Origin of the sequence: Pseudomonas sp. CFII64, assembly GCF_000416235.1 — a bacterium.
GTDB lineage: Bacteria > Pseudomonadota > Gammaproteobacteria > Pseudomonadales > Pseudomonadaceae > Aquipseudomonas.
Genome location: NZ_ATLO01000008.1, coordinates 1 through 25,251 on the forward strand (window position 1 = coordinate 1; position 25,251 = coordinate 25,251).

General features: G+C 60.3%; 22 protein-coding genes. 11 read left to right on the plus strand and 11 right to left on the minus strand.

Annotated elements, in window-relative coordinates; all coding sequences use genetic code 11:
• The first annotated feature begins 73 nt into the window (after positions 1 to 73).
• Genes CFII64_RS04405 through CFII64_RS04415 form a run of 3 tightly spaced genes read left to right on the plus strand, consistent with a single transcriptional unit; the run spans position 74 to position 3,725 of the window.
• Entirely contained in the window at positions 74 to 1,888 is a 1,815-nt protein-coding gene (locus tag CFII64_RS04405) for an ATP-binding protein (protein WP_020289559.1), read from the plus strand.
• Positions 1,885 to 3,261 (plus strand): sigma-54 dependent transcriptional regulator, encoded by a 1,377-nt coding sequence (locus CFII64_RS04410; protein ID WP_020289560.1) that lies wholly within the window; start codon positions 1,885 to 1,887, stop codon positions 3,259 to 3,261. Before CFII64_RS04405 ends, CFII64_RS04410 begins: the two co-directional genes overlap by 4 nt.
• Positions 3,258 to 3,725 (plus strand): thioesterase domain-containing protein, encoded by a 468-nt coding sequence (locus tag CFII64_RS04415; protein WP_020289561.1) that lies wholly within the window; start codon positions 3,258 to 3,260, stop codon positions 3,723 to 3,725. Before CFII64_RS04410 ends, CFII64_RS04415 begins: the two co-directional genes overlap by 4 nt.
• 173 nt (positions 3,726 to 3,898) lie before the next feature.
• On the opposite strand, the gene cysQ is transcribed toward CFII64_RS04415, so the two are convergent.
• Positions 3,899 to 4,741: a 3'(2'),5'-bisphosphate nucleotidase CysQ gene (cysQ, locus tag CFII64_RS04420; RefSeq protein ID WP_020289562.1), complete on the minus strand. Its 843-nt coding sequence runs from the start codon at positions 4,739 to 4,741 to the stop codon at positions 3,899 to 3,901.
• Positions 4,738 to 5,304 carry an ADP compounds hydrolase NudE gene (gene nudE, locus CFII64_RS04425; protein WP_020289563.1) on the minus strand — a complete coding sequence of 189 codons (567 nt, stop codon included), beginning with the start codon at positions 5,302 to 5,304 and terminating at the stop codon, positions 4,738 to 4,740. The genes cysQ and nudE overlap by 4 nt, the downstream gene beginning before the upstream one ends.
• A gap of 96 nt (positions 5,305 to 5,400) precedes the next feature.
• Between nudE and yrfG the strand changes: the two genes are divergently transcribed.
• Positions 5,401 to 6,063: a GMP/IMP nucleotidase gene (gene yrfG / locus CFII64_RS04430; protein WP_020289564.1), complete on the plus strand. Its 663-nt coding sequence runs from the start codon at positions 5,401 to 5,403 to the stop codon at positions 6,061 to 6,063.
• A gap of 134 nt (positions 6,064 to 6,197) precedes the next feature.
• Here the strand turns inward: yrfG and lysM are convergent, their stop codons facing one another.
• On the minus strand, positions 6,198 to 6,647 hold the full coding sequence (gene lysM / locus CFII64_RS04435) for a peptidoglycan-binding protein LysM (RefSeq protein ID WP_020289565.1): 450 nt from the start codon (positions 6,645 to 6,647) through the stop codon (positions 6,198 to 6,200).
• Between the two features lie 148 nt (positions 6,648 to 6,795).
• Between lysM and CFII64_RS04440 the strand changes: the two genes are divergently transcribed.
• The 5 genes from CFII64_RS04440 (at position 6,796) to CFII64_RS04455 (ending at position 11,824) form a co-directional block, all read left to right on the plus strand.
• Positions 6,796 to 7,683, plus strand: coding sequence for a LysR family transcriptional regulator (locus CFII64_RS04440; RefSeq protein ID WP_020289566.1), 888 nt, complete (start codon positions 6,796 to 6,798; stop codon positions 7,681 to 7,683).
• 101 nt (positions 7,684 to 7,784) lie between these two features.
• The gene (fdhD, locus tag CFII64_RS04445; RefSeq protein ID WP_020289567.1) at positions 7,785 to 8,624 is read left to right on the plus strand and encodes a formate dehydrogenase accessory sulfurtransferase FdhD; all 840 of its coding nucleotides are present in this window, start codon (positions 7,785 to 7,787) and stop codon (positions 8,622 to 8,624) included.
• Positions 8,625 to 8,626: 2 nt separating this feature from the next.
• Positions 8,627 to 10,957 carry an FdhF/YdeP family oxidoreductase gene (locus CFII64_RS04450; RefSeq protein ID WP_177325396.1) on the plus strand — a complete coding sequence of 777 codons (2,331 nt, stop codon included), beginning with the start codon at positions 8,627 to 8,629 and terminating at the stop codon, positions 10,955 to 10,957.
• A 75-nt stretch (positions 10,958 to 11,032) separates the two neighbouring features.
• Positions 11,033 to 11,191: a hypothetical protein gene (locus CFII64_RS29705; RefSeq protein WP_156883147.1), complete on the plus strand. Its 159-nt coding sequence runs from the start codon at positions 11,033 to 11,035 to the stop codon at positions 11,189 to 11,191.
• A gap of 147 nt (positions 11,192 to 11,338) precedes the next feature.
• On the plus strand, positions 11,339 to 11,824 hold the full coding sequence (locus CFII64_RS04455; protein ID WP_020289569.1) for a YMGG-like glycine zipper-containing protein: 486 nt from the start codon (positions 11,339 to 11,341) through the stop codon (positions 11,822 to 11,824).
• A gap of 57 nt (positions 11,825 to 11,881) precedes the next feature.
• On the opposite strand, the gene CFII64_RS04460 is transcribed toward CFII64_RS04455, so the two are convergent.
• A complete protein-coding gene (locus CFII64_RS04460; RefSeq protein ID WP_020289570.1) occupies positions 11,882 to 12,301 on the minus strand; it encodes a thioesterase family protein in 420 nt (139 codons plus the stop codon).
• Between the two features lie 131 nt (positions 12,302 to 12,432).
• Positions 12,433 to 14,391, minus strand: a complete 1,959-nt coding sequence (locus CFII64_RS04465) for an ATP-dependent DNA helicase RecQ (protein WP_020289571.1) — start codon at positions 14,389 to 14,391, stop codon at positions 12,433 to 12,435.
• 414 nt (positions 14,392 to 14,805) lie between these two features.
• Between CFII64_RS04465 and CFII64_RS04470 the strand changes: the two genes are divergently transcribed.
• On the plus strand, positions 14,806 to 15,288 hold the full coding sequence (locus CFII64_RS04470; RefSeq protein ID WP_020289572.1) for a hypothetical protein: 483 nt from the start codon (positions 14,806 to 14,808) through the stop codon (positions 15,286 to 15,288).
• 65 nt (positions 15,289 to 15,353) lie between these two features.
• On the opposite strand, the gene CFII64_RS04475 is transcribed toward CFII64_RS04470, so the two are convergent.
• From CFII64_RS04475 to CFII64_RS04495, 5 genes are all read right to left on the minus strand, one after another.
• A complete protein-coding gene (locus tag CFII64_RS04475) occupies positions 15,354 to 18,446 on the minus strand; it encodes an efflux RND transporter permease subunit (RefSeq protein WP_020289573.1) in 3,093 nt (1,030 codons plus the stop codon).
• On the minus strand, positions 18,443 to 19,510 hold the full coding sequence (locus CFII64_RS04480; protein ID WP_020289574.1) for an efflux RND transporter periplasmic adaptor subunit: 1,068 nt from the start codon (positions 19,508 to 19,510) through the stop codon (positions 18,443 to 18,445). The genes CFII64_RS04475 and CFII64_RS04480 overlap by 4 nt, the downstream gene beginning before the upstream one ends.
• A complete protein-coding gene (locus CFII64_RS04485) occupies positions 19,507 to 20,625 on the minus strand; it encodes an efflux RND transporter periplasmic adaptor subunit (RefSeq protein ID WP_020289575.1) in 1,119 nt (372 codons plus the stop codon). The genes CFII64_RS04480 and CFII64_RS04485 overlap by 4 nt, the downstream gene beginning before the upstream one ends.
• A 347-nt stretch (positions 20,626 to 20,972) precedes the next feature.
• A complete protein-coding gene (locus tag CFII64_RS28995; RefSeq protein ID WP_020289576.1) occupies positions 20,973 to 22,199 on the minus strand; it encodes an RHS repeat-associated core domain-containing protein in 1,227 nt (408 codons plus the stop codon).
• 6 nt (positions 22,200 to 22,205) lie between these two features.
• Complete coding sequence (locus CFII64_RS04495; protein WP_020289577.1) at positions 22,206 to 23,309, minus strand: RHS repeat-associated core domain-containing protein; 1,104 nt, start codon at positions 23,307 to 23,309, stop codon at positions 22,206 to 22,208.
• Positions 23,310 to 23,501: 192 nt separating this feature from the next.
• On the opposite strand from CFII64_RS04495, the gene CFII64_RS04500 reads away from it, so the two are divergent.
• On the plus strand, positions 23,502 to 24,662 hold the full coding sequence (locus tag CFII64_RS04500) for an AAA family ATPase (protein ID WP_020289578.1): 1,161 nt from the start codon (positions 23,502 to 23,504) through the stop codon (positions 24,660 to 24,662).
• A gap of 153 nt (positions 24,663 to 24,815) precedes the next feature.
• Here CFII64_RS04500 and CFII64_RS04505 read toward each other — a convergent pair whose 3' ends face one another.
• Positions 24,816 to 25,028, minus strand: coding sequence for a DUF6124 family protein (locus CFII64_RS04505; protein ID WP_020289579.1), 213 nt, complete (start codon positions 25,026 to 25,028; stop codon positions 24,816 to 24,818).
• Positions 25,029 to 25,251: the final 223 nt, after the last annotated feature.

Genomic DNA, 25,251 nt, shown 5'->3' on the forward strand with positions numbered 1-25,251 from the left:
TTGCCTTCGCGGATGAATCCGCTCCTACGACGTCTGCGCAGGCCAGGCGCTCCCATTGTCTGGCGCAATCATCATGATCACCACCTCCAAACTTCCGCCCCGTCCCCGCTGGCGTAGCCTGGCGCTGCTGGCGATCTTGCTCGCGCCTTTGCTGTGGCCGCTGGAGCATCTGGCCGAGCGCTATTACCGTAACGAGCTGATCAGCCAGAATCGCCAGACCCTGGATTTGTACGTGGCCAACCTGTTGGGTACGCTGCACCGTTACGAAACCTTGCCGCAGATTCTCAGCCAGCTGCCAGCATTGCGCGCGGCACTGGCGGCGCCTCAGGACGCCCCGACGATCAACGCAGCCAATCAGCTGCTTCAGGAAATCTCGCGGCAGACCGGCGCTGAAGTCATGTACCTGATGGGCCCGGACGGCACCACACTGGCCGCGTCGAACTGGGACAAGCGCGACAGCTTCCTCGGCCGCAACTTCGCTTTCCGGCCTTACTTCAATGATGCGATGGCCGGCAATCTCGGGCGTTTTTTCGGGCTGGGAACCACATCGGGCAAACGCGGGTACTTTTTCGCCTCGGCGGTGCGCAACGAAAATCAGGTCATCGGCGCGCTGGTGGTGAAGGTCGACCTGGACCACACCGAAACCTTGTGGGGCAAGACGCCCGAGCAATTGCTGCTCACCGACCATAACGGCGTAGTCATCCTGACCTCGAATCCGGAATGGCGTTTCCGTGCCACCCGCGCCCTGAGCGAAGAGGAAAAACAGGCAATCGTCGCCATCCAGCCGTATCCCACCCGCGATCCACGGCCCTTGCGACTCAACGAAAAGGCCTGGCTGACCCAGACCCAGCACATCGCGGAAACCGGCTGGAGCGTCAATATCCTCGCGCCGCGTGCCTTGATCGACCGACCGGTACGCACGGTAGTCGCGGTCGGCGGCGCGACCTTGCTGGTGGTGATGTTGCTGTTGGGCATCATGATCCAGCGCCGTCGGCATTATCTGGACCGCATCGCCTTTGAAGCCAAGGCGCGCCGCGAGCTGGAAGTGCGAGTGATCGAGCGCACCAGCGATCTGGAAGGCCTCAACAGTCGGCTCAAACAGGAAGTGCTGGAGCGCGAACAGGCGCAGCAGGAACTGGTGCGCGCCCAGGATGAACTGGTGCAGGCCAGCAAACTGTCAGCGCTGGGCACCATGTCCGCGAGCATCAGCCATGAACTCAATCAACCGTTGGCGGCCATTCGCAGCTACGCGGAAAACGCCGAAGTGCTGCTCGACCACGGGCGCACCGACGACGCGCGGGGCAACCTCAAGCTGATCAGCGAGCTGACCGGGCGCATGGCTTCGATTATTGCCCACCTGCGCGCTTTCGCCCGGCGTGATCGCCATGCGCCGGAAAGCGTTGCCCTGCAACCGGCGCTGGATGACGCGCTGGCGTTGCTGGCCAAACGCCGACGCGCCATGGAAGTGGAACTGATTCGCGATTTGCCGGACGCCACGCTGTGGGTTCAGGCCGGGGAAACCCGCTTGCGTCAGGTGTTGGGCAACCTGCTGGCCAACGCGCTGGACGCCCTGACCGAAAAAGGCCCGCCGCGCAAACTCTGGTTAAGTGCCGAACAAACCCCGGAAGGCGTCAACCTGTTCATTCGCGATAACGGTCCGGGGTTTTCCCAGGAAGCACTGGCCCACGCCCGCGAACCCTTTTTCACGACGAAGACACGCACGCAAGGGCTGGGCCTGGGTCTGGCAATCTGCGATACCCTGATGCGCGCGCTGGGCGGTGAATTGCTGTTCGCCAATCATCCCGGCGGCGGCGCCTTGCTAACCTTACGCCTGCGTGCCGGCGCGTCCGGCGTCAGCCTTCAACCGCCCGAGGATCTTTCCGCATGACCGCCATCGACAGCCAGATCCAGGTAGTGCTGATCGACGACGACCCGCACCTGCGCCAGGCTTTGAGCCAGACGCTGGATCTGGCCGGCCTCAAGGTCTTGACCCTGACCGAAGCCAATGGTCTGGCGGGCCGCGTCGGCCGCGACTGGCCCGGCGTGGTGGTCAGCGATATCCGCATGCCGGGCATGGACGGCCTTGAACTGCTGAGCCAACTGCACAGTCAGGACCCGGAACTGCCGGTTTTGTTGATTACCGGGCATGGCGATGTGCCGCTGGCGGTGCAGGCCATGCGTGCCGGGGCCTATGACTTTCTGGAAAAGCCTTTCGCCAGCGATGCCCTGCTCGACAGCGTGCGCCGCGCCCTGGCGTTGCGGCGTCTGGTGCTGGACAACCGCAGCCTGCGCCTGGCCTTGAGCGATCGCCAGCAGTTGAGCACGCGCCTGGTTGGCCAGTCCGCGCCCATGCTGCGCTTGCGTGAACAGATCGGCGCGCTGGCGGCCACCAGGGCCGACGTGCTGATCCTTGGCGAAACCGGCGCCGGCAAAGAAGTGGTCGCCCGCGCGCTGCATGATTTGTCGAACCGGCGCAGCGGGCCGTTCGTGGCGATCAATGCCGGGGCGCTGGCCGAATCCGTGGTCGAGAGCGAACTGTTCGGCCATGAACCGGGCGCTTTCACCGGCGCGCAAAAACGCCGGATCGGCAAGTTCGAGTTCGCCAACGGCGGCACGCTGTTCCTTGATGAAATCGAAAGCATGAGCATGGACGTGCAGGTCAAGCTGCTGCGCCTGTTGCAGGAGCGTGTCGTCGAACGTCTGGGCGGCAATCAGCAGATCGCGCTGGATATCCGGGTGATCGCCGCGACCAAGGAAGATTTGCGTCACGCCGCCGATCAGGGCCGCTTCCGTGCTGACTTGTATTACCGCCTGAACGTCGCGCCGCTGCGCATTCCGCCACTGCGCGAACGGGGCGAAGATGCGCTGATGTTATTCCAGCACTACGCCGATGCGGCGAGCATGCGCCATGGCCTGCCCAGGCATGAACTGCAACCGGGTCATCGCGCCCTGCTGTTGCGTCATACCTGGCCAGGCAATGTGCGCGAGCTGCAAAACGCCGCCGAACGTTTCGCGCTGGGCCTGGAGTTGGCGCTGGAAGGCAACGATGTACCGACCATGCCCGCCAGCGGTGGCGGCCTGAGCGAGCAGGTCGAAAGCTTCGAGCGGGCGCTGATTGCCGCCGAACTTGCCCGCCCGCACAGCTCGGTGCGCAGCCTCGCCGAAGCCCTTGGCCTGCCGCGCAAAACCCTGCACGACAAGCTGCGCAAACACGGCCTGAGTTTCGGCGACAGTGGCAGCAACGCCGAGGATGCGGAATGAGCCACGACCCTCTCAATCAGGCTGATCATCTTGAAGCCGTGCTGCATCACGACATCCCGCTGACCCGGGAGATGGGCGTGAAAGTCCTGAGCTGGCAAAACCTGCAATTGCGTCTGCATCTGCCGCTAGAGCCGAACATCAATCACAAGAGCACGATGTTCGGCGGCAGCCTGTATTGCGGCGCGGTGCTGGCGGGCTGGGGTTGGCTGCACCTGCGTCTGCGCGAAGCCGGTATCCGTGACGGGCACATCGTGATTCAGGACGGACAGATCAGTTATCCACTGCCGGTACGCGGCGATGCGGTCGCGATCTGCGATGCGCCGGATGCCGCGCTGTGGGACAAATTCCTCGCCACCTACCAACGCCGAGGCCGCGCGCGCCTGACGCTACCGACGCGTATCTGTGCGCCAGACAGCGAAGCCGAAGCGGTGAGGTTTGTCGGGCAGTTTGTGTTGCATCGGTAGTATCAAGTCTGTCTGACACACCGCTTCGCGGCCGTCGTAACCTCCGAACGCTCCCACAGAATCATGCTGGATCGCCCCCACAATGGAACGCATTTCGAACATCCGTAGGACCGGCTTTAGCCGGGAGGGCAATTGAACGGCTCGGGACTGAAGTCGCGCCTACGGAGGTTTGCTTACGAACGCGCCAGATCCAGCAGTTTCTCGCGCCACGCCGCTTCGGCGGGCAGCGCCAGGAAGAACGGGTTGCGCAGCGACTCCCGCGCCGGATAGCTGAACGCTTTGCCGGATAATTCAATCACTTCCCCGCCCGCGCCTTCCAGCACGCCTTGGGCCGCCGCCGTGTCCCATTGGGAAGTCGGGGCCAGGCGCGGATAGCAGTCGGCAGCGCCTTCGGCCAGCAGGCAGAATTTCAGCGAACTGCCGATATTGGTCAGGTGCAGATGACCCACCGCCGCCGACAGCCCGGCCAGCAAGCGTTCCTGTTCGGCGCTGGTGTGGCGGCGGCTGGCGACCACGGTGAAGTCGTGGCCTTCACCCGGCTCGACGCGCACGCTGATCGGCGAGATATGGTCGTCATCGTCGCTGCGCCAGGCGCCCAGACCCGCGCCGCCAAAGTAGCAGCGGTTGTTGGTGGGCATCGACACCACGCCAAACACCACACGACCGCGTTCGATCAGCGCGACATTGACGGTGAATTCTTCGCTGCCGGAAATAAACTCCTTGGTGCCATCCAGCGGATCAACCAGCCACCAGCGCTCCCAACTGGCGCGCTCGCTCAGCGGAATGTCGGCGTCTTCTTCGGACAGCACATGTATGTCCGGTGCCAGCGCCTGCAAGCCTTCGACCAGCAAATGGTGCGCAGCCAGGTCGGCGGCGGTGACCGGCGAATCGTCGGCTTTGGAAGTCACAGTGACGTTGGCGCGCCAGTACGGCAGGATGACTTCACCCGCCAGCCGCGCCAGTTTGATGACCGGAGCGAGCAGCGGATGCGGAAGATTGTCGAGGGTGTCGATCATGGCAGGTACAGGCCTCGCTGGGTCAGCAGGTCGCGCACCAGATACAGCGCAGCCAACGCTCGTCCTTCGCTGAACTGCGGATGCTCAATCAGACTGGACAGCTCGCGCAGGTTGACCTTGTCGACGCGCATTGGCTCGGGCTCATCGCCTTCCAGCCGTTCTTCGTACAGATCGGTAGCCAGCACCACCTGGATTTTCTGGCTCATGTAGCCCGGCGACAACGACAGCTCGGTCAGGTGTTCCAGCTGATGCGCGCCATAGCCGGCTTCTTCCTTGAGCTCGCGGTTGGCAGCGGCCAAAACGTCTTCGCCCGGCTCGATCAAGCCCTTGGGTAATGACAATTCGTATTCATCGGTGCCGCCGCAATATTCTTCGATCAACACCGCGTGATCGGCATCGAGCATCGCAACGATCATGACCGCGCCGTAGCCGGTGCCTCGACCGACCAGACGTTCGTAGGTACGCTCAACGCCGTTGGCAAAGCGCAACTGCAGCTCTTCGACGCGGAACAAGCGGCTACTGGCGACGATCTCGCGGGCAAGTACGGTGGGTTTCTGGCGCATGACGGGCTCCTTTGCGTTGACGGCGTACTATACCGTGGCTTTTCCGATTGTCTGTGTCGGATATGCTTATGCCATTCATCTACCCGAGAGGCCCGAATGCCTTCCATGCCTTGGCGCGACATCGATACCGTTCTGCTGGATATGGACGGCACACTGCTGGACCTGCATTACGACGAACATTTCTGGCTGCAGCACTTGCCCGCGCGCTATGCCGAACTGCACGGCATCAGCCACGCCATGGCGCTGCTGGAGATGAAACCGCTGTTTGAAAATAACGCCGGCACGCTCAATTGGTACTGCCTGGACTTCTGGAGCGCCGAGCTGAAGCTGCCGATCCGCGAGCTGAAACTGGAAATCGCGCACCTGATTGCCCTGCGCCCGGATGCCGAGACGTTCCTGGCCGCCATCAAACAGGCCGGCAAGCGCGTGATCATGATCACCAACGCGCACCGCGATTCGCTGTCGCTGAAGATGGAGCGCATCGAGCTGGCGCCGTATTTCGAGCGGCTGATCAGTTCCCATGACTACGGTTTCCCCAAGGAAAACCCGCAGTTCTGGGATGCCCTGCAAGCCGATATCGCCTTCGACCCGGCGCGCAGCCTGTTTATCGACGACACGCTACCGATTCTGCGCAGCGCCCGCAAATTCGGCATCGCCCACTTGCTGGCCGTCAGCGAACCCAACAGCCAGAAAGGCCCGAAGGACACCGAGGAATTCGACGCGGTGAAGGATTATCGGGAGTTGATAATGGGGTTGTAATGCCGCCTTGTGGGAGCGAGGCTTGCCCGCGAATCCGCGGTAGGATCGACCGTAGGAGCGACTTTAGTCGCGAAAGCCGCGAGCCTCAACTGCCCTCCCGGCTAAAGCCGGTCCTACAGTCCAACCGTCCTGGTTTACTCAGGAATACGCAACACCTGACCCGGATAGATCTTGTTTACATCCTTGAGCATGGGTTTGTTGGCGTCGAAGATTTTCTGGTACTTGTTGGCGTCGCCGTACACGCGCTTGGAAATTGCGCTGAGCGTGTCGCCTTTTTCAACGGTGACGAACTTCGCCTCGGTCGCAGGTGCAGCGCCAGCGGCGATGGTCATCTGGTCGTCGACTTTTTCCACGCCGCTGATATTACCCAGTGTCAGCAGAATCTTTTCTTTCTCTTCCTGGCTGGCTGCCTCACCGGTGACAGTCACAGTACTGCCTTCAACCGTGGTCTGAATATTGGGATTGCCCAGGCCTACTGCGGAGATGTGTTTTTTCAACGCTTCATCGGAAGCGTTGGCATCGCCTGGCGTGATCGCGTCCAGAATCTTTTCGCCGGCTTCTTTCAAAAAACTAAAAATGCTCATCGATGCTTCTCCATGCGTATCGTTGGTGTGAATAGATAACGATAGTTCGAACCAGCCACCTCGCCGTTTGTTCCGACTAATTGCCATCCGCCCATCTGACCGCCCGACAGGCTAGAATCAGCCGCTTGCATTGCGCAATGGAGTGACGATGGACATCAAACAACTAAAATTCCTGATTGCCCTGGACGAAACGCGGCATTTCGGCCAGGCCGCCGCCCGCTGCAATATCACCCAGCCGACCTTGTCCATGCGCCTGCGCAACCTCGAAGAAGAACTGGATCTGCCCCTGGTCAATCGCGGCCAGCGTTTTGAAGGTTTCACTGCACCGGGCGAACGCGTGCTGGCCTGGGCGCGCACGGTACTGGCGGCCTACGATGGCTTGCAGGCCGAAGCCGCCGCGTGTCGCGGGAATCTGGTCGGCACGCTGCGCCTGGGCGTGGTGCCGCTGTCGAGCTTCGATCCGCTGCCACTGCTGCAACGCCTGCATGAAACTCATCCGAACCTGCGTTTCGAGCTGTCGGCGCTGAGTTCCGAGCAGATCCTCGAACAATTGGCGAGCAACCGCATCGATCTGGGGGTTTCCTATCTGGAACGCCTGGACACCGAGCGCTTCGATGGATTGGAACTGGCGGAAACCCGCATGGGACTGCTTTACGACCAACGGTATTACAACTTCAAGGCACCGGCCCTGACCTGGGCGGACCTGATCGAATTGCCTTTGGGTCTGCTGACCAGCGGCATGCATTTTCGCCAATCCATCGATCACAACTTCCACAGTCGCGGCCTGCAACCGCAACCCTTGTTACAGACCGATGCCGTTCATCAATTGCTGCAGGCGGTGCATGGTGGCTTCTGCTGCGCGATCATGCCGCTGGACGGCGGGCTGGAAAACCTCACCGAACACCTGCGCCTGCACCCCATCGACGATGCCCGTACCTTGGCGCGCCTGGGCTTGATCATGCGCCGCAGTGCCCCGCGTTCGGCCCTCGCCGAAGCGTGCCTGGCGCTATACCAGAAAATCAGCGAAGAACATTGATCGACGTCATCTATCGGAACATCAGAACAAGCGATTAGACGTTATCAGACGGGAGGCCTACGCTAGGGACATTCTAGATGTCACTCTGCCGGTACTTTCCCATGCACGCCAAGCGTACGGTCAGCACGGCGCCCGCTCAACACTCGCCCGCGCCTGACGCAAGCCAGTCCTACAACTACTCGAACCTGACGCGCGAAGCCTCAGCACGCGCGGACCTGGCCGAAGAGGTCGCCCTGGCGATTGCCTTCAGCGGCATCAGCCAGGCCGTGATGTTGGTCAGCCCTACCGATCTTGAGGATTTCGTCGTCGGTTTCAGTCTGGGCAGCGGCATCGTCGCCTCGCCCGACGAAATTTATGACATCAAACTCAGTGGCTATGGTTCGGCGCAACAGGCCGATGTTGAAATCGCCAGCCGTGCGTTCTGGAACCTCAAGCAGCAGCGCCGCCACATGGCCGGCACCAGCGGCTGCGGGTTGTGCGGCGTGGAAGCGGTAGAGCAAGCCTTGCCCGAATTGAACGTATTGCCCGGCGCGCCATTGCCGCCCATTGAATGGCTGGACGGCCTGCGCCAGCGCATCGGCGAGTTCCAGCCCCTGGGCCGGCATTGCGGCGCGGTACACGCCGCGATCTTCATGGACAACCACGGCCAACTGCTGCTGGGCCGCGAGGACATCGGGCGCCACAACGCGCTGGATAAATTGATCGGCGCGCTGGTCCGCCAGCAAATCCCCATGGCCGGCGGCACCGCCATTGTCACCAGTCGTTGCAGCCTGGAGTTGATCCAGAAAGTCCTGCGCGCTGGCATTCAGACACTGGTCAGCCTGTCGTCACCCACCGGCCTGGCCCTGCAATGGGCGCGCCGTCATAACCTGAATCTAATTCACCTGCCGCAGCACAGTGCGCCGCGGGTCTACAGCCCTGCGATGGAGAATCAAGCGTGAGCATGCATAAAGAAGCCGACAACAAACCGGTCCCGCGCTACAAGCCCTACAAAGGTGCGGCCGGCGGTTGGGGCGCATTGATCAGCGTGACTCATCACTGGCTGTCCAGCGACAACGCCCTGAAAAACCTGCGCATGATGCTCAAGACCAACCAGAACGGCGGTTTCGACTGCCCGGGTTGCGCGTGGGGCGATTCCCCGGAAAGCGGCATGGTCAAGTTCTGCGAGAACGGCGCCAAGGCGGTCAACTGGGAAGCCACCAAACGCCGCGTCGATGCGTCATTCTTCGCCCGCTACAGCGTCAGCGCATTGCGCGAGCAAAGCGATTACTGGCTTGAATATCAAGGCCGCCTGACCGAGCCGATGGCCTACGACGCCGAAAGCGATCGCTACAAGCCGATCAGCTGGGACAACGCGTTCGCCTTGATCGCCAAACACCTGAAGGCGCTGCCAAGCCCGAACATGGCCGAGTTCTACACCTCGGGTCGGGCGAGCAACGAAGCCGCTTATTTGTATCAGCTGTTCGTGCGCGCCTTCGGCACCAACAACTTCCCCGACTGCTCGAACATGTGCCACGAAGCCAGTGGCGTCGCGCTGTCGCAAAGCGTGGGCGTCGGCAAAGGCACGGTTACCTTCGATGACTTCGAACACGCCGATGCGATTTTCGTCCTCGGCCAGAATCCGGGCACCAACCACCCACGCATGCTCGAACCCCTGCGCGAAGCGGTAAAGCGCGGCGCTCAAGTGGTCTGCGTCAACCCGCTCAAAGAGCGTGGCCTGGAACGTTTCCAGAATCCGCAGCACCCGATCGAGATGCTCACCAACGGTGACCGTCCGACCAACACCGCTTACTTCCGCCCGGCACTGGGCGGCGACATGGCGTTGCTGCGCGGCATGGCCAAGTTCCTGCTGCAATGGGAACGCGAAGCCCAGGCCGCCAACGCGCCGCTGGTGTTTGATCACGCGTTCCTCAACGAACACACCCACGGCGTGCTCGATTACCTGGCGGCCATCGACGATACGTCGTGGGAATCGATTGTCGAGCAGTCCGGCCTGCCCTTGAGCGACATCGAGCAAGCGGCGCGCATGTACGCCAAAGGCAAGAACGTGATCATGTGCTGGGCGATGGGCATCACCCAGCATCGCCATTCGGTGCCGACCATCCAGGAAGTCGCCAACCTGATGCTGCTGCGCGGCAACATTGGCCGTCCCGGCGCGGGTCTGTGCCCGGTGCGCGGCCACAGTAACGTGCAGGGCGACCGGACCATGGGCATCAACGAGCGCCCGCCGGCGTTCTTCCTCGATGCGCTGGAAAAACGCTTCCAGTTCAAGGTCCCGCGTGAAAACGGTCACAACGTGGTGGAAGCGATTCACGCCATGGCTGAAGGTCGCGCCAAAGTCTTCATCGGTCTGGGCGGCAACTTTGCCCAGGCCACGCCGGACAGCACGCGCACTGTTGCCGCGCTGGGCAATTGCGACCTGACGGTACAGATCAGCACCAAACTCAATCGCAGCCACCTCACCCACGGCAAGGAAGCGCTGATTCTGCCGTGCTACGGCCGCACCGACATCGACAAGCAGGCCAACGGCCCGCAAGCGGTCACCGTGGAAGATTCGTTCAGCATGGTCCACGGCTCCAACGGCCAGCTGGACCCATTGTCTGCGCTGATGAAGTCCGAGCCGGCCATTATCGCCGGTATTGCCAACGCGACGCTGGGCAAGCAACCGGTGGACTGGCTGTGGCTGGTGGAAGATTACAGCCGTATTCGCGACCTGATCGCGGACACGATTCCGGGCTTCAAAGACTTCAACGTACGGGTGAAAAATCCGGGCGGTTTCTATCTCGGCAACGCGGCGGGTTCGCGGCGCTGGAACACGCCAACCACGCGCGCCAACTTCAAGGCCAACGTGCTGCCGCTGGATCTGGTGCATGAAAGCGTGCGTTCAACCGGGCAGATTCCGGACTTGATCATGCAATCGATGCGCTCCCACGATCAGTACAACACCACGATTTATGGCCTGGACGACCGTTATCGCGGCGTCAAAGGGCAGCGTGACGTGTTGTTCGTCAACGAAGCCGACATCATCCGCCTGGGTTTCCAGCCTGGACAAAAAGCTGACGTGATTTCGATCTGGGGCGACAACCGCGAGCGCCGCGTCAAAGGCTTCACGCTGTTAGCCTTCGACATCCCGGCCGGCCAGGCCGCCGCCTATTACCCGGAAGTGAATCCACTGGTGCCACTGGAAAGCATCGGCGACGGCAGCAGCACGCCGACGTCGAAGTTTGTGGCGATTCGTCTTGAACGGGCCAGTGAGACGGCGCGGATTGTTTGATTGAAGCCGACGTCTTCACCTCCGGTAGGAGGGGACTTGTCCCCGATGACGTCAGATGGCCCAGCATCATTGACCATGACACAACCCGGTGACAGCGCCGACGTCTTCCCGGACAAGTCCGGTCCTACCTTCTCCCGTCGAGGGATAACCTTCGCGGGCAAGCCTCGCTCCAACGAACCAGGCAAGCGCCCAAAAAAAGGCCCGTTTCGCGAGAAACGGGCCTTGATCAAGTAACCTAAGACTGTCAAAACGACTTTAAGTTCCTTAGTTAAAACAGTAACTTAGCTATATGTGTGTCAGTCGTGTTACTCGTCGGAATTACATTGCCACAATCTTCACTTGACCTCAGGATCGCGCCGTCATCCCTATGAGGTTCCTTACATGAAGTATTCCTCGATTCTGTTGTTGTCACTCACTCTGGCCAGTGGTTTCGCCTCAGCAGGCGGTACGCTCGAATCCGGTGTGGGCGGAGCATTGGGTGGGGTACTCGGTTCAGTTGTCGGCCAGCAGATTGGCGGCAGCACAGGCGCAGCGATTGGCGCTGGCCTGGGCGGCGCAGGTGGCGCGGCCGTGGGTGCGGATCGTCGTAACCGTACAGAAGCTGCCATCGGTGGCGGTATCGGCGCAGCAGGCGGCAACGTGATCGGCCGTAGCGTCGGCGGCAACACCGGCAGCCTGGTCGGCGCAGCCGCAGGTGGCGGCGCGGGTGGTGCGCTGGGTAACTACATGGGCAACGAAAGCCGCAACGATGAGCGTTCGGATCGTCGCTATCGTGGCGATGATCGCCGCCATTATGATCGTGGCCACGGCCCGCGTGGCCATGCTTACGGTCATCGCAAAAACCATCGCGACTATCGTCACCGTTAATTGATCCGTTAACGCGTTATCCAGCACGGGCCGCCCTTATCGCGGCCCGTGTTGCATTCAGACGGCCAATTCCTGCAACGCTGCGCGCAGCGCGTCAGGCAACGTTACCGGCAGATTCGACGCCCGATCCACGAACACATGAACGAAGCGGCCTGCCGCACAAGCGTCATCCTCGCCCACCTTGAACACCGCGAGCTCATATTGCACCGAGCTATTGCCCAGCTTCGCCACGCGCAGGCCGACTTCGATCAGATCCGGGTAGGCAATCGACGCGAAATAATCGCACGAAGAACTCACCACAAACCCCACTACCGCCCCGTCATGAATATCCAGCCCGCCGCGTTCGATCAGGTAAGTATTCACCGTTGAGTCGAAAAAGCTGTAGTAGGTCACGTTGTTCACGTGGCCATAAACGTCATTGTCGTGCCAGCGCGTGGTGATGGGCTGGAAGTGGCGGTAGTCGGTGCGTTGAGTCATGGGATTCCTTTTCGATAATCATGTGCCAGCTTAACAACGCTTCTGTAGGACCGGCTTTAGCCGGGAGGGACCTCCTCTCGGCTAAAGCCAGCCCCACAAATTTGAAGACGTGCTCCCGGCTGAAGCCGGTCCTACGGATTTGAAGTTTGCCGTACGACAGCGCGACCGTTGGCTCTCACCCACTCCCGCACTTGCGCATACGGATAATCCTCCAACGCAGCAAAACCGCCGATGGCGCGGGCTTTGAGTTTGGTAAACAACGGCACGCTGATGCCACACAGAAAGCGCGTCAGGCATTCAACACCCGGCGCGGCGTCCTTGTAATCTTCGTGCTTGCGTATGAACTCGCTACACAGTTGCGGGAAGTCTTTCGTGGCCAGCGCCGGCAAGGCGGGCGGCTCGGGCAGGCGGGCGACATCACCCAGACACACCGAGCAATGCCCGCAACGCTGCGGCGCGTGGTGATCACCGAAATAATCGGCCAGACGCTGGCTCAGGCATTGCTCACTGGCAAACAGATCAAGCATGGCGTGAATACGCGCAACCTCGGTCGTTTCGTGCTGCGTGAAGTATTCATGCAACTCGGCACTCAGGGCATCGGCATCGAAATCGCTGACCAACACGCTGTACACCTCGGTGACCTGCTTGCTTTCCAGCTCGATCCAGCCCTTCTCATGAAAATAATCCAGCGCCGTCACCACCCGCCCGCGCTCGGCCTGATGTTGTTGATACAAGGTGTCGAAGTTGACCGTCGCCCAGGTGCGCGCTCGCGTAGAGGTATCAATCAAGGCCTGCACGAACTGCTGACGTTCGCCTTCAAACCGCTGCACCAAAGCTTCAGGCTCAAGCAGAAACTTGAAGCGATATTCGGCGAAGTACGAATAACGCGGTGCGATCAACCCGCGCAGCTCCAGCTGCACCAATAACGTCTTGAGTGGCAGCTGGCGAATATTGCTTTGATCGGCCAGCGGCCCCAGGAGAAATTCCCACTGCCCTTGGGGAATGGCATCCAGCACATCTTCGAGCACGCAGCGAATCCCGTCATGTTCTGGCGTATCGCCGTAGACGAAGTTCTCCAGCACGTTGAGGCTGTCACGATTGGCCAGCACCAGGCAATCGGACGGCGCGCCATCGCGTCCGGCGCGACCAATTTCCTGGCTGTAATTTTCGATGGATTTGGGCAGATCGAAGTGCACCACGTTGCGGATATCACTTTTGTCGATGCCCATGCCGAAGGCGATGGTGGCGACGATGCAATTGAGCTGCCCGCCCATGAAGCGTTTCTGGATCGACTCACGCTGATCGTGGGGCAAGCCGGCATGGTAGGCGCTGGCCTCCAGGCCATTCTGGCGCAGATGCGTGGCGATATATTCGGCGGTCTTTTGCAACGTTACGTAAACGATGGTCGGCTCGCCCGCCTTGGGGCTCAGCCATTGCACCAGACGCCGACGCTTGTCCGCGCCTTTAACGGGTTCGACCCAAAGATTCAGATTGGCCCGATAAAAGCCCGTCGTCACCACATCGTCCGGCGCGATGGCGAATTTGCTCTGCATGTCCGCGATCACTTGCGGTGTCGCCGTGGCCGTCAGCAACAAGGCTTGGGGGATATTGAACTCGCGCTGGTAGTCCGGCAGCTTGAGGTAGTCCGGGCGAAAGTTGTGGCCCCATTCGGAAATACAGTGCGCTTCGTCCACCACCAGCAGGGAAATCGGCACCTGGGTGATGAAATGGCGGAAGCGCTCATTCTTCAGCCGCTCCACCGAGATCATCAGGATTTTCAGCTCGCCGGACCGCGCCCAGGCCATGACCTGCGCCACCTCATCGCGGCTCTGCGCCGAATCAATGCTCGCCGCCGCGATGCCATGACGCTGCAGGAATGCCAGCTGGTCCTGAATCAGCGCCAGCAGCGGCGAGACCACCAGCGTCAGGTGCGGCAGCAACAACGCCGGGAGTTGATAACACAGGGATTTGCCGGACCCGGTGGGGAAAATCGCCGCAGCCGAACGCCCGGCCAGCACGGCGCTGATCGCCGCTTCCTGGCCGGCGCGAAACTGTGGATAACCAAAAACCTGCTCAAGCGTCTTGTACATAAAGCGGCCACTCCATTGACGGCTATTGGGTGTGAAACCATAGCCCGCAGGTTGTACCCATGGAAGGAGTAAACCGTTACTGAAATTGGACTGAAGGATACAGGCAGCTCACCGTCTGACGTCAGCGATTGCGTTGGAGCGAGGCGTGCCCGCGAGTCGACCGTAGGAGCGACCGTAGGAGCGACTTTAGTCGCGAGCCGCTCAATTGCAATTGCCCCCCGGCTAAAGCCGGTCCTACACGATTCGCGGGCAAGCCTCCAACGAAGCCGGATTTAGATTTGACACACACGAGCAGCCCGTATTACGTCCGCCCGGCACTGTCACTTTTGACAGGTATTCGAACGCATAGCCCGGTGCTAAATTCAAAAGGTGATCTGGATCATCACTAATTACGTTGTGACAAGGAAGCTGACAATGAATCGTAAATCGGAAAACCTTATCCAAAATGGACGTTTTGAAAATAAAAACCTCGACAATTGGACTACGGATATTGATGAGCTGAAATTTGAAAGCGTGAAAAATCCGCCAGGCGCTTTTAGCCTTTATATGCCGACGGACACCTACCTGGAACAGAAGATATTTCAGTCCCTGCCAGCCGAGGAGTTCAAGCTTGAATGGCGGTGTAAAGCGCGAATCGACTCACGTGCACACATGGGTTCCATTCTGGTTTTACTGGTCTATGTATACAGAGGAGAAAGTAATGACCCGCACATCGCGAGTTCAGCCTTTAACCTAAGCGATGACTGGGTGTCATTCAACTATGAACACCTGGCTGTATATCCGGCGGATGTAAGGGAGATTTACCTCCAGATTCACAACGCCAATTGGGCTAGCCACGAAGGTGCCTTCAATGCCCCGGTACAAATAACCGATATCGAAATGGCCGCTCTTATTTAGTGCTGCCCGTAAAAATATCCTCACGGCGGGAAATGGCTTGGTCATTTCCCGCTTTAGCGCTCCGCTCAAGACGTGCCAGACAATTCAGCCGGTTTAGCGCTCGCGTCACGATCGCTATCCGAAGGCTCCTTGATCCGATACCACGCCACATACAGCGCTGGCAAAAACAGGAGCGTCAGCAAGGTAGCGATGATGATGCCGCCGATCATCGCGTAGGCCATCGGCCCCCAGAACACTTCCCGGGCAATCGGGATCATGCCCAGGCTCGCCGCGGCTGCGGTCAGCAGGATCGGCCGACGTCGGTGCTGAGTGGCGTGAGCCACTGCATCCCACGGCAGATAGCCGTCGCGCTCGTAGATATTGATCTGCGTGACCAGAATCACCGAGTTACGAATGATGATGCCGATCAGCGCGAGAATCCCGAGAATTGCCACGAAGCCCATGGGCGTTCCCGTGGGAATCAGCGCCAACACCACACCAATCAAACCTAAAGGCGCGACGCTGGCGACCAGGAACATCTTCTGCACACTGTGCAACTGGATCATCAGGAACGTCGCCATCAGGAAGATCATCAGCGGCACGACACTGGCAATCGGGCCTTGGGCCTTGCTGCTCTCTTCCACGGTGCCGCCAGTGGCGACTTTGTAGCCAACGGGCAAGCCCGCGCTGAATTTGTCGATATCCGGCTTGAGCTGCTTGACCAGATCGGTGGGCTGCATGTCGTCAGCCACAGCGGCTTTCACGGTGATGGTCGGTTTGCGGTCGCGGCGCCAGACCAGCGGCTGCTCCATTTCATAACGCACGGTGGCAAACGCCAGCAACGGAATCGACGTGCCGCCCGGCGTGACGATCTGCAGGTTTTGCAGGGTTTCCGGCGAGCCACGTTCGGCGTCTTCGGCACGGCCGACGACGTTGATCAGGTAAATATCATCGCGCACCTGAGTCACCGCCGAGCCGCTGACCACGCTGTTCATCAGTTGCGCGACGTCTTCGGACGACAAGCCAAGCTGGCGCGCCTTGTCCTGATTAATGTCGATGCGCAGGACTTTGCCCGGCTCGTTCCAGTCGTAGATCATCTCGCCCACGTGAGGATTGCTGTCCAGCAACGTGGCCAGCTCAATGGCGTGCAGACGCACTTTGTCGATATTTTCGCCGCTGACGCGATATTGCAGCGGACGCCCTACTGGCGGGCCCATTTCCAGCGCTTGCACGTAGCTGCCGATGCCGACGAACTCGTCACGCAGGCGTTTGTTCAGGCGTTCGGTCAGACCGCCGCGCTCTTCGAGCCCCTTGCTGACAATCACCAATTGCGCATAGAACGGATTTTCCAGCTGCTGATCCAGCGGCAGATAGAACCGCAAGGCGCCTTGGCCGATGTAGGTGCTCCAGCGCACGATGTCCGGATCGTCCTTGAGCGTCGCTTCGAAACGGTCGACAGCCTTGATGGTTTCGTTGATCGAGGCGTTCTGCGGCAGGTTGAGGTCGACGAGGATTTCCGGACGATCCGAGGACGGGAAAAACTGGTTCTGTACAAACTGCATGGAGAACACCGCGCCGACGAACAACAGCACGGTAATGATGATGGTCAGCCAGCGGTGACGCATCGCCCAGAGCATGCTGCTGTTGAAACCGCGCGCGATGCGGCCTTCTTTTTCGGGCTTTTTCTTGAGGTTGGTGCTGAGGATATGCACGCCGATCACCGGCGCGAACAGCACGGCGACAACCCAGGAAACCAGCATGGCCACGGCGATCACCGCGAACAGCGTGAACGTGTACTCCCCTGCCGAACTGGCGTTCAGGCCAATGGGCACGAAACCGGCCACGGTCACCAGCGTACCGGTGAGCATCGGAAATGCTGTCGAGGTGTAGGCAAAGGTTGCGGCCTGCTCCTTGGTCTCGCCCAGTTCCAGGCGCGTGACCATCATCTCCACAGTGATCATCGCGTCGTCCACCAACAGGCCGAGGGCAATGATCAACGCGCCGAGGGAAATACGCTGCATGGTGATGCCGCTGTATTCCATGAACACAAAGACCATCGCCAGCACCAGCGGGATTGAACACGCCACCACCAGACCGGCACGCACACCGAGGCTGACGAAGCTGACAATCAGCACGATCACCACCGCTTCGAACAGCGCACTGGTAAATCCGCCGACAGCTTTCTCAACCACTTCGGCTTGATCGGACACGTTGTGCACGCCGACGCCCACCGGCAAGTCCGCCGTGGCATCGGTCATGCGCTGGTGCAGGGCTTTGCCGAAATCCTGGATATTGCCGCCCTTCTTCATGGCAATCGCCAGACCGATGGCCGGTTTGCCGTTGTAGCGGAACAGCGGTTTCGGCGGATCGGTGTAGCCGCGGGAGATTTCCGCGATGTCACTGAGGCGGTAGAAACGGTCGTTGAGGCGCAGATTGACCGCTGCCAGATCCTTCTCGGACGCGAATTGCCCGGAGGTCCGCACGGAGATCCGCTCCGGCCCGGCTTCGATAACGCCGGCCGGGGTCACGGCGTTTTGCGATTGCAGGCTTTGCACCACTTGGCGCTGGTCCAGGCCCAGCGCCGCCAGTTTGCGCGTGGAGAAGTTCAGGTACAGCACTTCGTCCTGCTGGCCGATCATCTCGACCTTGCCCAGCCCCGGCACTTCGCGAATTTCGGTTCTGACTTGCTCCACATAATCGCGCAGCTGACGCATGGAGAAGCCATCGGCGGTGAACGCATAGATCGAGCCGTACACATCGCCGAACTCGTCATTGAAAAACGGGCCCTGCATGCCTTGGGGGAACTGACTGCGAACATCGTCGATCTTTTTGCGCACCTGATACCAGATTTCCGGAATCGCCTTGGCGTCGGTGGTGTCGCGCAAGTTGACCAGGATCGTCGACTCGCCGGGTCGCGTGTAGCTTTTCACATAGTCCAGCGAGTCCAGCTCTTCGAGTTTTTTCTCGATGCGGTCGGTGACTTGCTCCAGGGTTTCATCCATCGTCGCACCTGGCCATCGGGTTTGTACGACCATGGTCTTGATGGTGAAGGACGGATCTTCTTCGCGACCCAGGTTGATGTACGAAAAAACCCCCATCAGCAGCGCGACGAACATCAGGTACCAGACAAATGACTGGTGCTTGATGGCCCATTCGGACAGGTTGAAATTCCCTTTCATCGCGGGCTTTCCTTATCGACTTTGACTTTCTGGCCGGGTTTGAGGCTGTTGACGCCAGCACTGACCACCCGTTCGCCAGGCTTGACGCCGTTGCTCAGCACAAACGAGTCACTGTCGCGACTCACGACATTGACTGCACGAGGGTTGACGGTCTGGTTCTGCGTGTCGACGATCCAGATTTGCGCTTTGCCGTCGACCTCCTGCAGCGCATTGATCGGCAGTTCGGTACGCGACGCGATGGTCGAACTCAGGGTGACGCTGATTGCCGTGCCAAGACGAAACGCAGCGGGCGTATCGGTCAGGGTCAGGCGCGCGCGCCGGGTGCGGGTGAAGCGCTCGGCCTGGGGCTCGATTTCCCGCAGCGTGGCGGTGGTGCTGATGATCGGGTCAAGCTGGCTGGCGACCTTGAATTCGACGCCTGGCGGCAGCTGTTCGGCCAAAGTCGCCGGCAAATCGATCACCGCTTCCTTGATGTCGGGCCGCGCCAGGGTGACCACTTCCTGTCCGGCGGTCACCACCTGGCCCGCTTCGACTTGCCAACGGGTGACCACGGCGGCGTGATCGGTGCGCAACTCGCTGTAGCTGAGCTGATCTTGCGCCTGCTGCAACGCCGCGCGAGCCTGGGCCAGAGACGAGCCGGTGGTTTTCAGGTCCGTCAGCGCGATGTCCAGTTGGGCTTGGGCGCCGACGCCACGGTCGAATAACTCCTGCTGGCGACGCGCATTGGCCTGGGTGTTGATCCACTGCGCCTCGATCCGCGCCAGATCGCCCTGACTGGCGCGCACATTGTTCTGTTGATCGGTAGGGTCGAGGGTGGCGAGCAAGGCACCCTTCTCCACTTCGCTGCCGACATCGACGTTGCGCCGGGCAATGCGTCCGCCGACACGGAAGCCCAGCGTGCTTTCGTAGCGGGCTTCGATATTGCCGGCAAAGCGCCCCAGACTTTCTTCGGTCAGGGATTTGGCCTCGACGAACAACACTGGCCGCACCGGTTCCGGCGCGGGCTCTTCCTTGGCGCAGCCGCTCAACAGGCTGATCAGCAGGATGCAGGAAAGACGTTTCATGGTTGCGTTCCTGCCGTTTGCTTTGGCTCGGCATCAGCCACTTCGACCTGCATGTCGGGGTGCAACAACTGCCCACCGGCGACCACGACTTTTTCGCCGCCCTGCAGCCCGTCGGTAATGATCACCTTGGCCGTCAGATAACGTCCGACGGTAACCCCACGCAGTTGCACCTTGCCCTGATCGTCCACCAACCACACCGCTGGCTGGCCCAATTGCTCGCCCAAGCCCTTGGTCAGCGCCGACCATGGCAATTCAACGCTGGCCTTGCCCGGCGCGCTCAACGCCACGCTGACCACCGCCCCCAGATCCATGCCGGCCGGCAACTGGCTCAGGCCGATTTTCACTTGCAGCGTGCCGGTTTCGGCAGACACCGCAGGCGTCACTTCGCGCACCTTGCCGCTGGCCTTGACCTGCGGATTGTCGAGTAACGTCACCTGCACCGGCTGATTGGTGGGCGGCTCGATGAACAGCGATTCATACACATTGAACACCGCATCGCGCTCACCATCGCGGGCCAGACCGAAAATCGGCATGGTGGCCTGGACCACTTGCCCGACTTCCGCCTGACGCGAGGTAATCACGCCTGGCACTTCGGCGATCAGCGCGGTGTAACCCAGTTGCTCCCGAGCGTTGGCCAGTTGCGCCTGAGCGGCTTTCAGCGCGCTCTGACTGCTGCGCAATGCCGCTTGCGCCGAATCGTATTCGCTGCGGCTGGTATAACCCTTGGGCAGCAGTTTTTCCTGACGCACGAACGCGGCACTGGTCTGCGTCACCCGCGCCTGTTGCGCGGTAACCTCGGCAGTGGCCGAATCGACATTGGTCTGCAAATCCTTGGGATCAAGCTTTGCCAGGACCTGACGCGCCGTCACCCGGTCACCGACATCCACCATGCGCTGAATAATCTTGCCGCCGACCCGAAACGAAAGCTGAGTCTGCACCCGCGCCTGAATATCGCCCGTCAGCGCCACCTTGGCGGCAAAATCCACCGTCTGAACCTGCTGCACGCGCACCCTTGGCAATTGCGGTTCCGGCGGCTTTTCCGCGCCGCAGCCGCCGAGCAGCCCGAGCGACACCGCCAGCCCGAGAACGGCCATTCTGGAAATAGAAACGGGCATGCAGACTCCTTTTGCCAATGCCGGGTGCGGCCCTGAAACAGGCGTGGCGCCGCTGTGAGTATGCGACTCCACGCGCAGCCGAGGGTTCCTTGGACAGATAAACGCGTGACGTACTGATACTAGGCACTTTTCTGCCGCAAGGAGTTTCAATGCTCAAGACTCTGGCTGTCGCTCGATCAACGCGTTGAGCGCTGCCTATCAGCAGCATGCGCAAGGTAATGTCACAGAACTGGGGAAAGTGCCGGGCACTCGGGGAGAGTTGGGCGCAGGAGGCTGGATGTGCTGGCTTGGTGTTGGCCGGTTGAGATTCCTTTGGTGTAGCGCCCTCGGTAAGATCGAATGGTTGATCAGCCAATACGATTATTACCGTATCGAATCCATTTGCCATTTGGAGCCGGTCTAATCATTGGCCACGGATAATCTGCCTGAGCAATCGCCAAGGAGAAACCTGCCCGTTTGGAAGCCGACGGGGCTATGCCTGGCATGTTTCCCATCCCGATATCATCCGCTTTAATTATTACCTCCCCGTAGTTTTTGGTTGTGGACATTACTTTAGGGAATCGTGATGCAGATAATTGATTCACGACCTCGTTCATCCGAGGAGAAACACGGGACAGTGCTCCCATGCTCTGACCGGGTAAATTTTTGGTGATTTTATCCATTATCTTCATTGGCATACCTTCCAACGTCGGCGACGGCGGAGGGATCCCCTTCGGTGCACGTGCGCCAATTTTTAACCCGCCGGCGTTTCTGCCTGATAATCCGCCGGATGCCACCAAACGTTCGTATAGCTGGTTCCCCACCTTTTGAAACCCCGCCGCAGCCCCAAACCCAAACGAAGCCACACCCAATCCAAGTCCCACCCAGCCGAGTACCGAACTTGCCTCGGGATTCGATTTTTCGGTAAAGGCCTGCGCGACGCCTGCTGCGCCAGAGGCGAGGCCGGTTGTCAGCCCCGCAATAGCCAGCGGCGTAGCTGCACCGAAGGTTGCGATGCTCGCTAGAATGCCGAACGCGCTCAGACCCAGTCCCAAGCCCGCTTGCCACGACATGTGGCCCGTGGGATCAACACGGTTGATCGGGTCGCCCAGGCAATAGTTGTAAGGATTCAAACCGCCGCGGCCAAACGGGCTCAGACTGTCCGGGCTGTTAAAGCGCATCAACGCCGGGTTATAAGCGCGATAGCCATTGCCCAGCAGATAATGGCCGGTAACCGGATCAGGATTTTCCCCGTTGAAACCGGGCAGGCCCGGTAGAACCGCGATGGATTCACGATTGCCGTAAGGCGCGTAAGCGATGGTTGTTTGCTGATCGGCCATGCTGGCGTGTAGCACGCTGTTTTGCGGGTCACCTGCGGTCAGAACATTCTGGATGCCACTGTCTGTACGACGGCTCAGCGCCAGCAGTTGTCCGCGACCCCGAACGAAGGTTAGCTGTTCGTCCCGCTGTAACTGTGTCGCCAGCCGGTCACCGTTATAAAACCGCTGCGCCATGGCTTGGGCCATCGGACTGAGGGTCGCCAGACGATCCAGTGGGTCGTATTGATAGCGACAGAGGACTTCCTGGTTGGCCATGGCTGGTTACCTCTGCTGGAAAGACAGAAACTCGTTGTGGATCGCCTTTGTTTTGTCAGCTGATCGTAGGTGCCGAAATCGCGAATTAAAAAAACTTGCCAGCCCACGGACTGACGCGGCCGGATCAGGAGAGGGCAGACCGAGTTGCAATCGATCGCGTTTGATTAGAGAGCTTCTTAGCTGCTCCCCATATCGCTTCGCAAAATAATCCACGGTTTTTTTGTCGAAGCCCTCCTTCCCCGCCAATCGCTCCCCCCGCACCTCAATCGCCCGCTTCAAATCAGTCAGATTTTTGGGGTTTCTGGCGGCAATCACGGTGCCGACTCTGCTGCCCACTGCCGTCAGACCAAGGGCCATTGCTGTCCAGCCCAGGGGCTCCAGCGCCGGTGAGTCTGGATCGAGTTCGCCAACGACCTGCCTGGCAACACTGACCACGCCGCCTGCCACGCCGGCAACCCCGGTAGCGATAGTCGAGGCGCTCCCTGCGCTCACGAAACCGGCCTTGGCTGCCCCGACTGATACCAGGAACGGCAAGGACGGAAACAGGGTGACCGTGGCCAACGTCAGCGACACCAGACTCAGGGTCATACCGACGAGGAATTGCCAGGACACATGCCCGCTCGGATCGCCCCTGTTGATCGGGTCGCCCAGGCAATAGGCATAGGCGTTCAACCCGCCCGTGCCGAACGGACTCAAACTGTCCGGGCTATTGAAGCGCATCAGCACCGGGTTATAAGCGCGATAGCCATTGCCCAGCAGATAGTGACCCGTGACGGGGTCGGGCTGTTCGCCATTGAAACCGGACAGGCCCGGCCGTACGTCGATTGTCTCTCGATGGCCATAGGGCGCATAAGCAATGGCAATGTCTTCGGCATGCAACACGCTGTTTTGTTGATCAGTGCCCAGTAACGCGATCCCGGACTGGCTTTTATGCGCGAGGAGTCGACTGCCTGCACGCACAACAGTGTGTTGCTCAGTGCCCTGAAGCTCCGTTGCCAGGCTATCGCCGTTGTAAAACCGTCGCGCGATGGCCTCGGACAGTGGCGTGCGCGTGGCCAGACGATCAAGCGGGTCATATTGGTAGCGGCAAATTTCGATTGGGTCTGCCATGAGCGGACTCGCAGCAATAAGAGGTCAGCGCAATTCTGCGCGCCACGGCGTCGGAAATGTACTAGCAGAACTACTAGGTTTTGCCGGGCCGGGAATGCTGAGCCAGGTTTGCCCGCGTCTGGATTAGCGGCTTGTTGGGGAGATAAACTCGCGACTGACGCAACACTCACCTTTTGCAGCACGGAAGCATCAATGCTCAAGACGCTCGCTGTCGCCAATTACCGCTCGATCAACACACTGGTTGTTCCGCTGGAGCGCCTGAACGTTATTACCGGCCCCAATGGCAGCGGCAAGTCCAACCTGTACCGCGCCTTGCGTTTGCTCGCCGAAACGGCGCAAGGCGGGGTGATCAATGCGCTGGCGCGTGAGGGCGGCCTGGACTCGACGTTCTGGGCCGGGCCGGAAAAGCTGTCCCGGCGCATGCACAGCGGCGAAGTCGAGGTACAAGGCGGGCCACGGCAGCACGTCAGGCGGCTGCGTCTGGGATTTGCCGGGGAAGATTTCAGCTACGCCATTTCCCTGGGTCTGCCGGATCCAACTCTCAGCGCATTTGCCCTGGACCCAGCGATCAAGAAGGAATGCATCTGGGCCGGACCGCTGTTTCGCCCGGCGAGCCTGCTGGTGCAACGCAGCGGCCCGATGATCCGTGCGCGCGAAGGCCGGGACTGGGATGTGCTGGCGCAGCACACGCCGGCTTTCGACAGTTTGTTCGATCAGGTCGGCAGCCTGCGCACCTGCCCGGAAGTCCTGCAACTGCGGGAAACCATTCGCGGCTGGCGCTTTTATGATCACTTTCGCAGCGACGCCGACGCGCCTGTGCGCCGACCGCAATTGGGCACCCGCACGCCGGTGCTGCATCACGACGGCCGCGATCTGGCCGCGGCGTTGCAAACCATTCTGGAAATCGGTGACTCCCAGGCGTTGCATGCCGCCATCAGCGACGCTTTCCCCGGTGCAAGCCTGGAGATCGACGCCGTACCCGGTGGGCAGTTCGCGGTGCTGTTCTATCAGGAAGGCTTGCTGCGGCCACTTTCGGCAGCCGAACTGTCAGACGGCACCTTGCGCTATCTGCTGCTGATCGCCGCCCTGCTCACGCCACGCCCCCCGACGATGATGGTCCTCAACGAACCGGAAACCAGCCTGCATCCCGATTTACTTCCCGCGCTGGCCCGCTTGATTATCAAGGCTTCGCATAGCTGCCAGATGTGGGTGGTTTCCCACGCCTCGCGCCTCATCGCCGCGCTCGGGCAAGACCCGCAATGCAATGCGATTGAATTGGAAAAGGTGCTGGGGCAGACCGGGATTGTCGGGCAAGGGAGGCTGGATGCGCCGGCCTGGCATTGGCCGGATTGAATCTGGATGGAGGTTGCCTGGGCTACTGCCTTCTCGGGCAAGCCTCGCTCCAACGGGATATGGACCAGCGGGGAGGAATTTATGAGCTGAAGTAACGCGTGCTCCGTTGGAGCGAGGCTTGCCCGCGAATGGGGCTACCGGGTTCTCTAAATCTCAACGCTCTTCAACGTGATCCAGCGAGCGTTCCAGCTCAGTTTTGGCCATGGTGATCAGATGCACCACCGAGAACGCCAGGTCGCGTTTCGGGCCGTTGAGGCAGTCGCCGGTTTCGTAGGCGGTAGCGGCGGCACAGCTGAGCAATTCAGCGACGTGCAGCAAGGATGTTTCGAGTGAGAACGGCTGTGGAACGGGGGCTACTTTGAGCATGACTTTTATCTCCCTGAACGATCACTGCGTTTGAGTGATGCGGCGCAGACTAATCCCCGCAATTGATGGGCGCAAGGGCTCGGGAATTTCTCGGAAACTTCACGCAAGGGATAGGGAAATGGATGCAGGAAAGTTCTGTAGGACGTAGGAATTTGGTGAAGATTCGTAGGAGAGTCCGCTCCTACCGGTTTACACAAATCAGGTAGGACCGGACTTGTCCGGG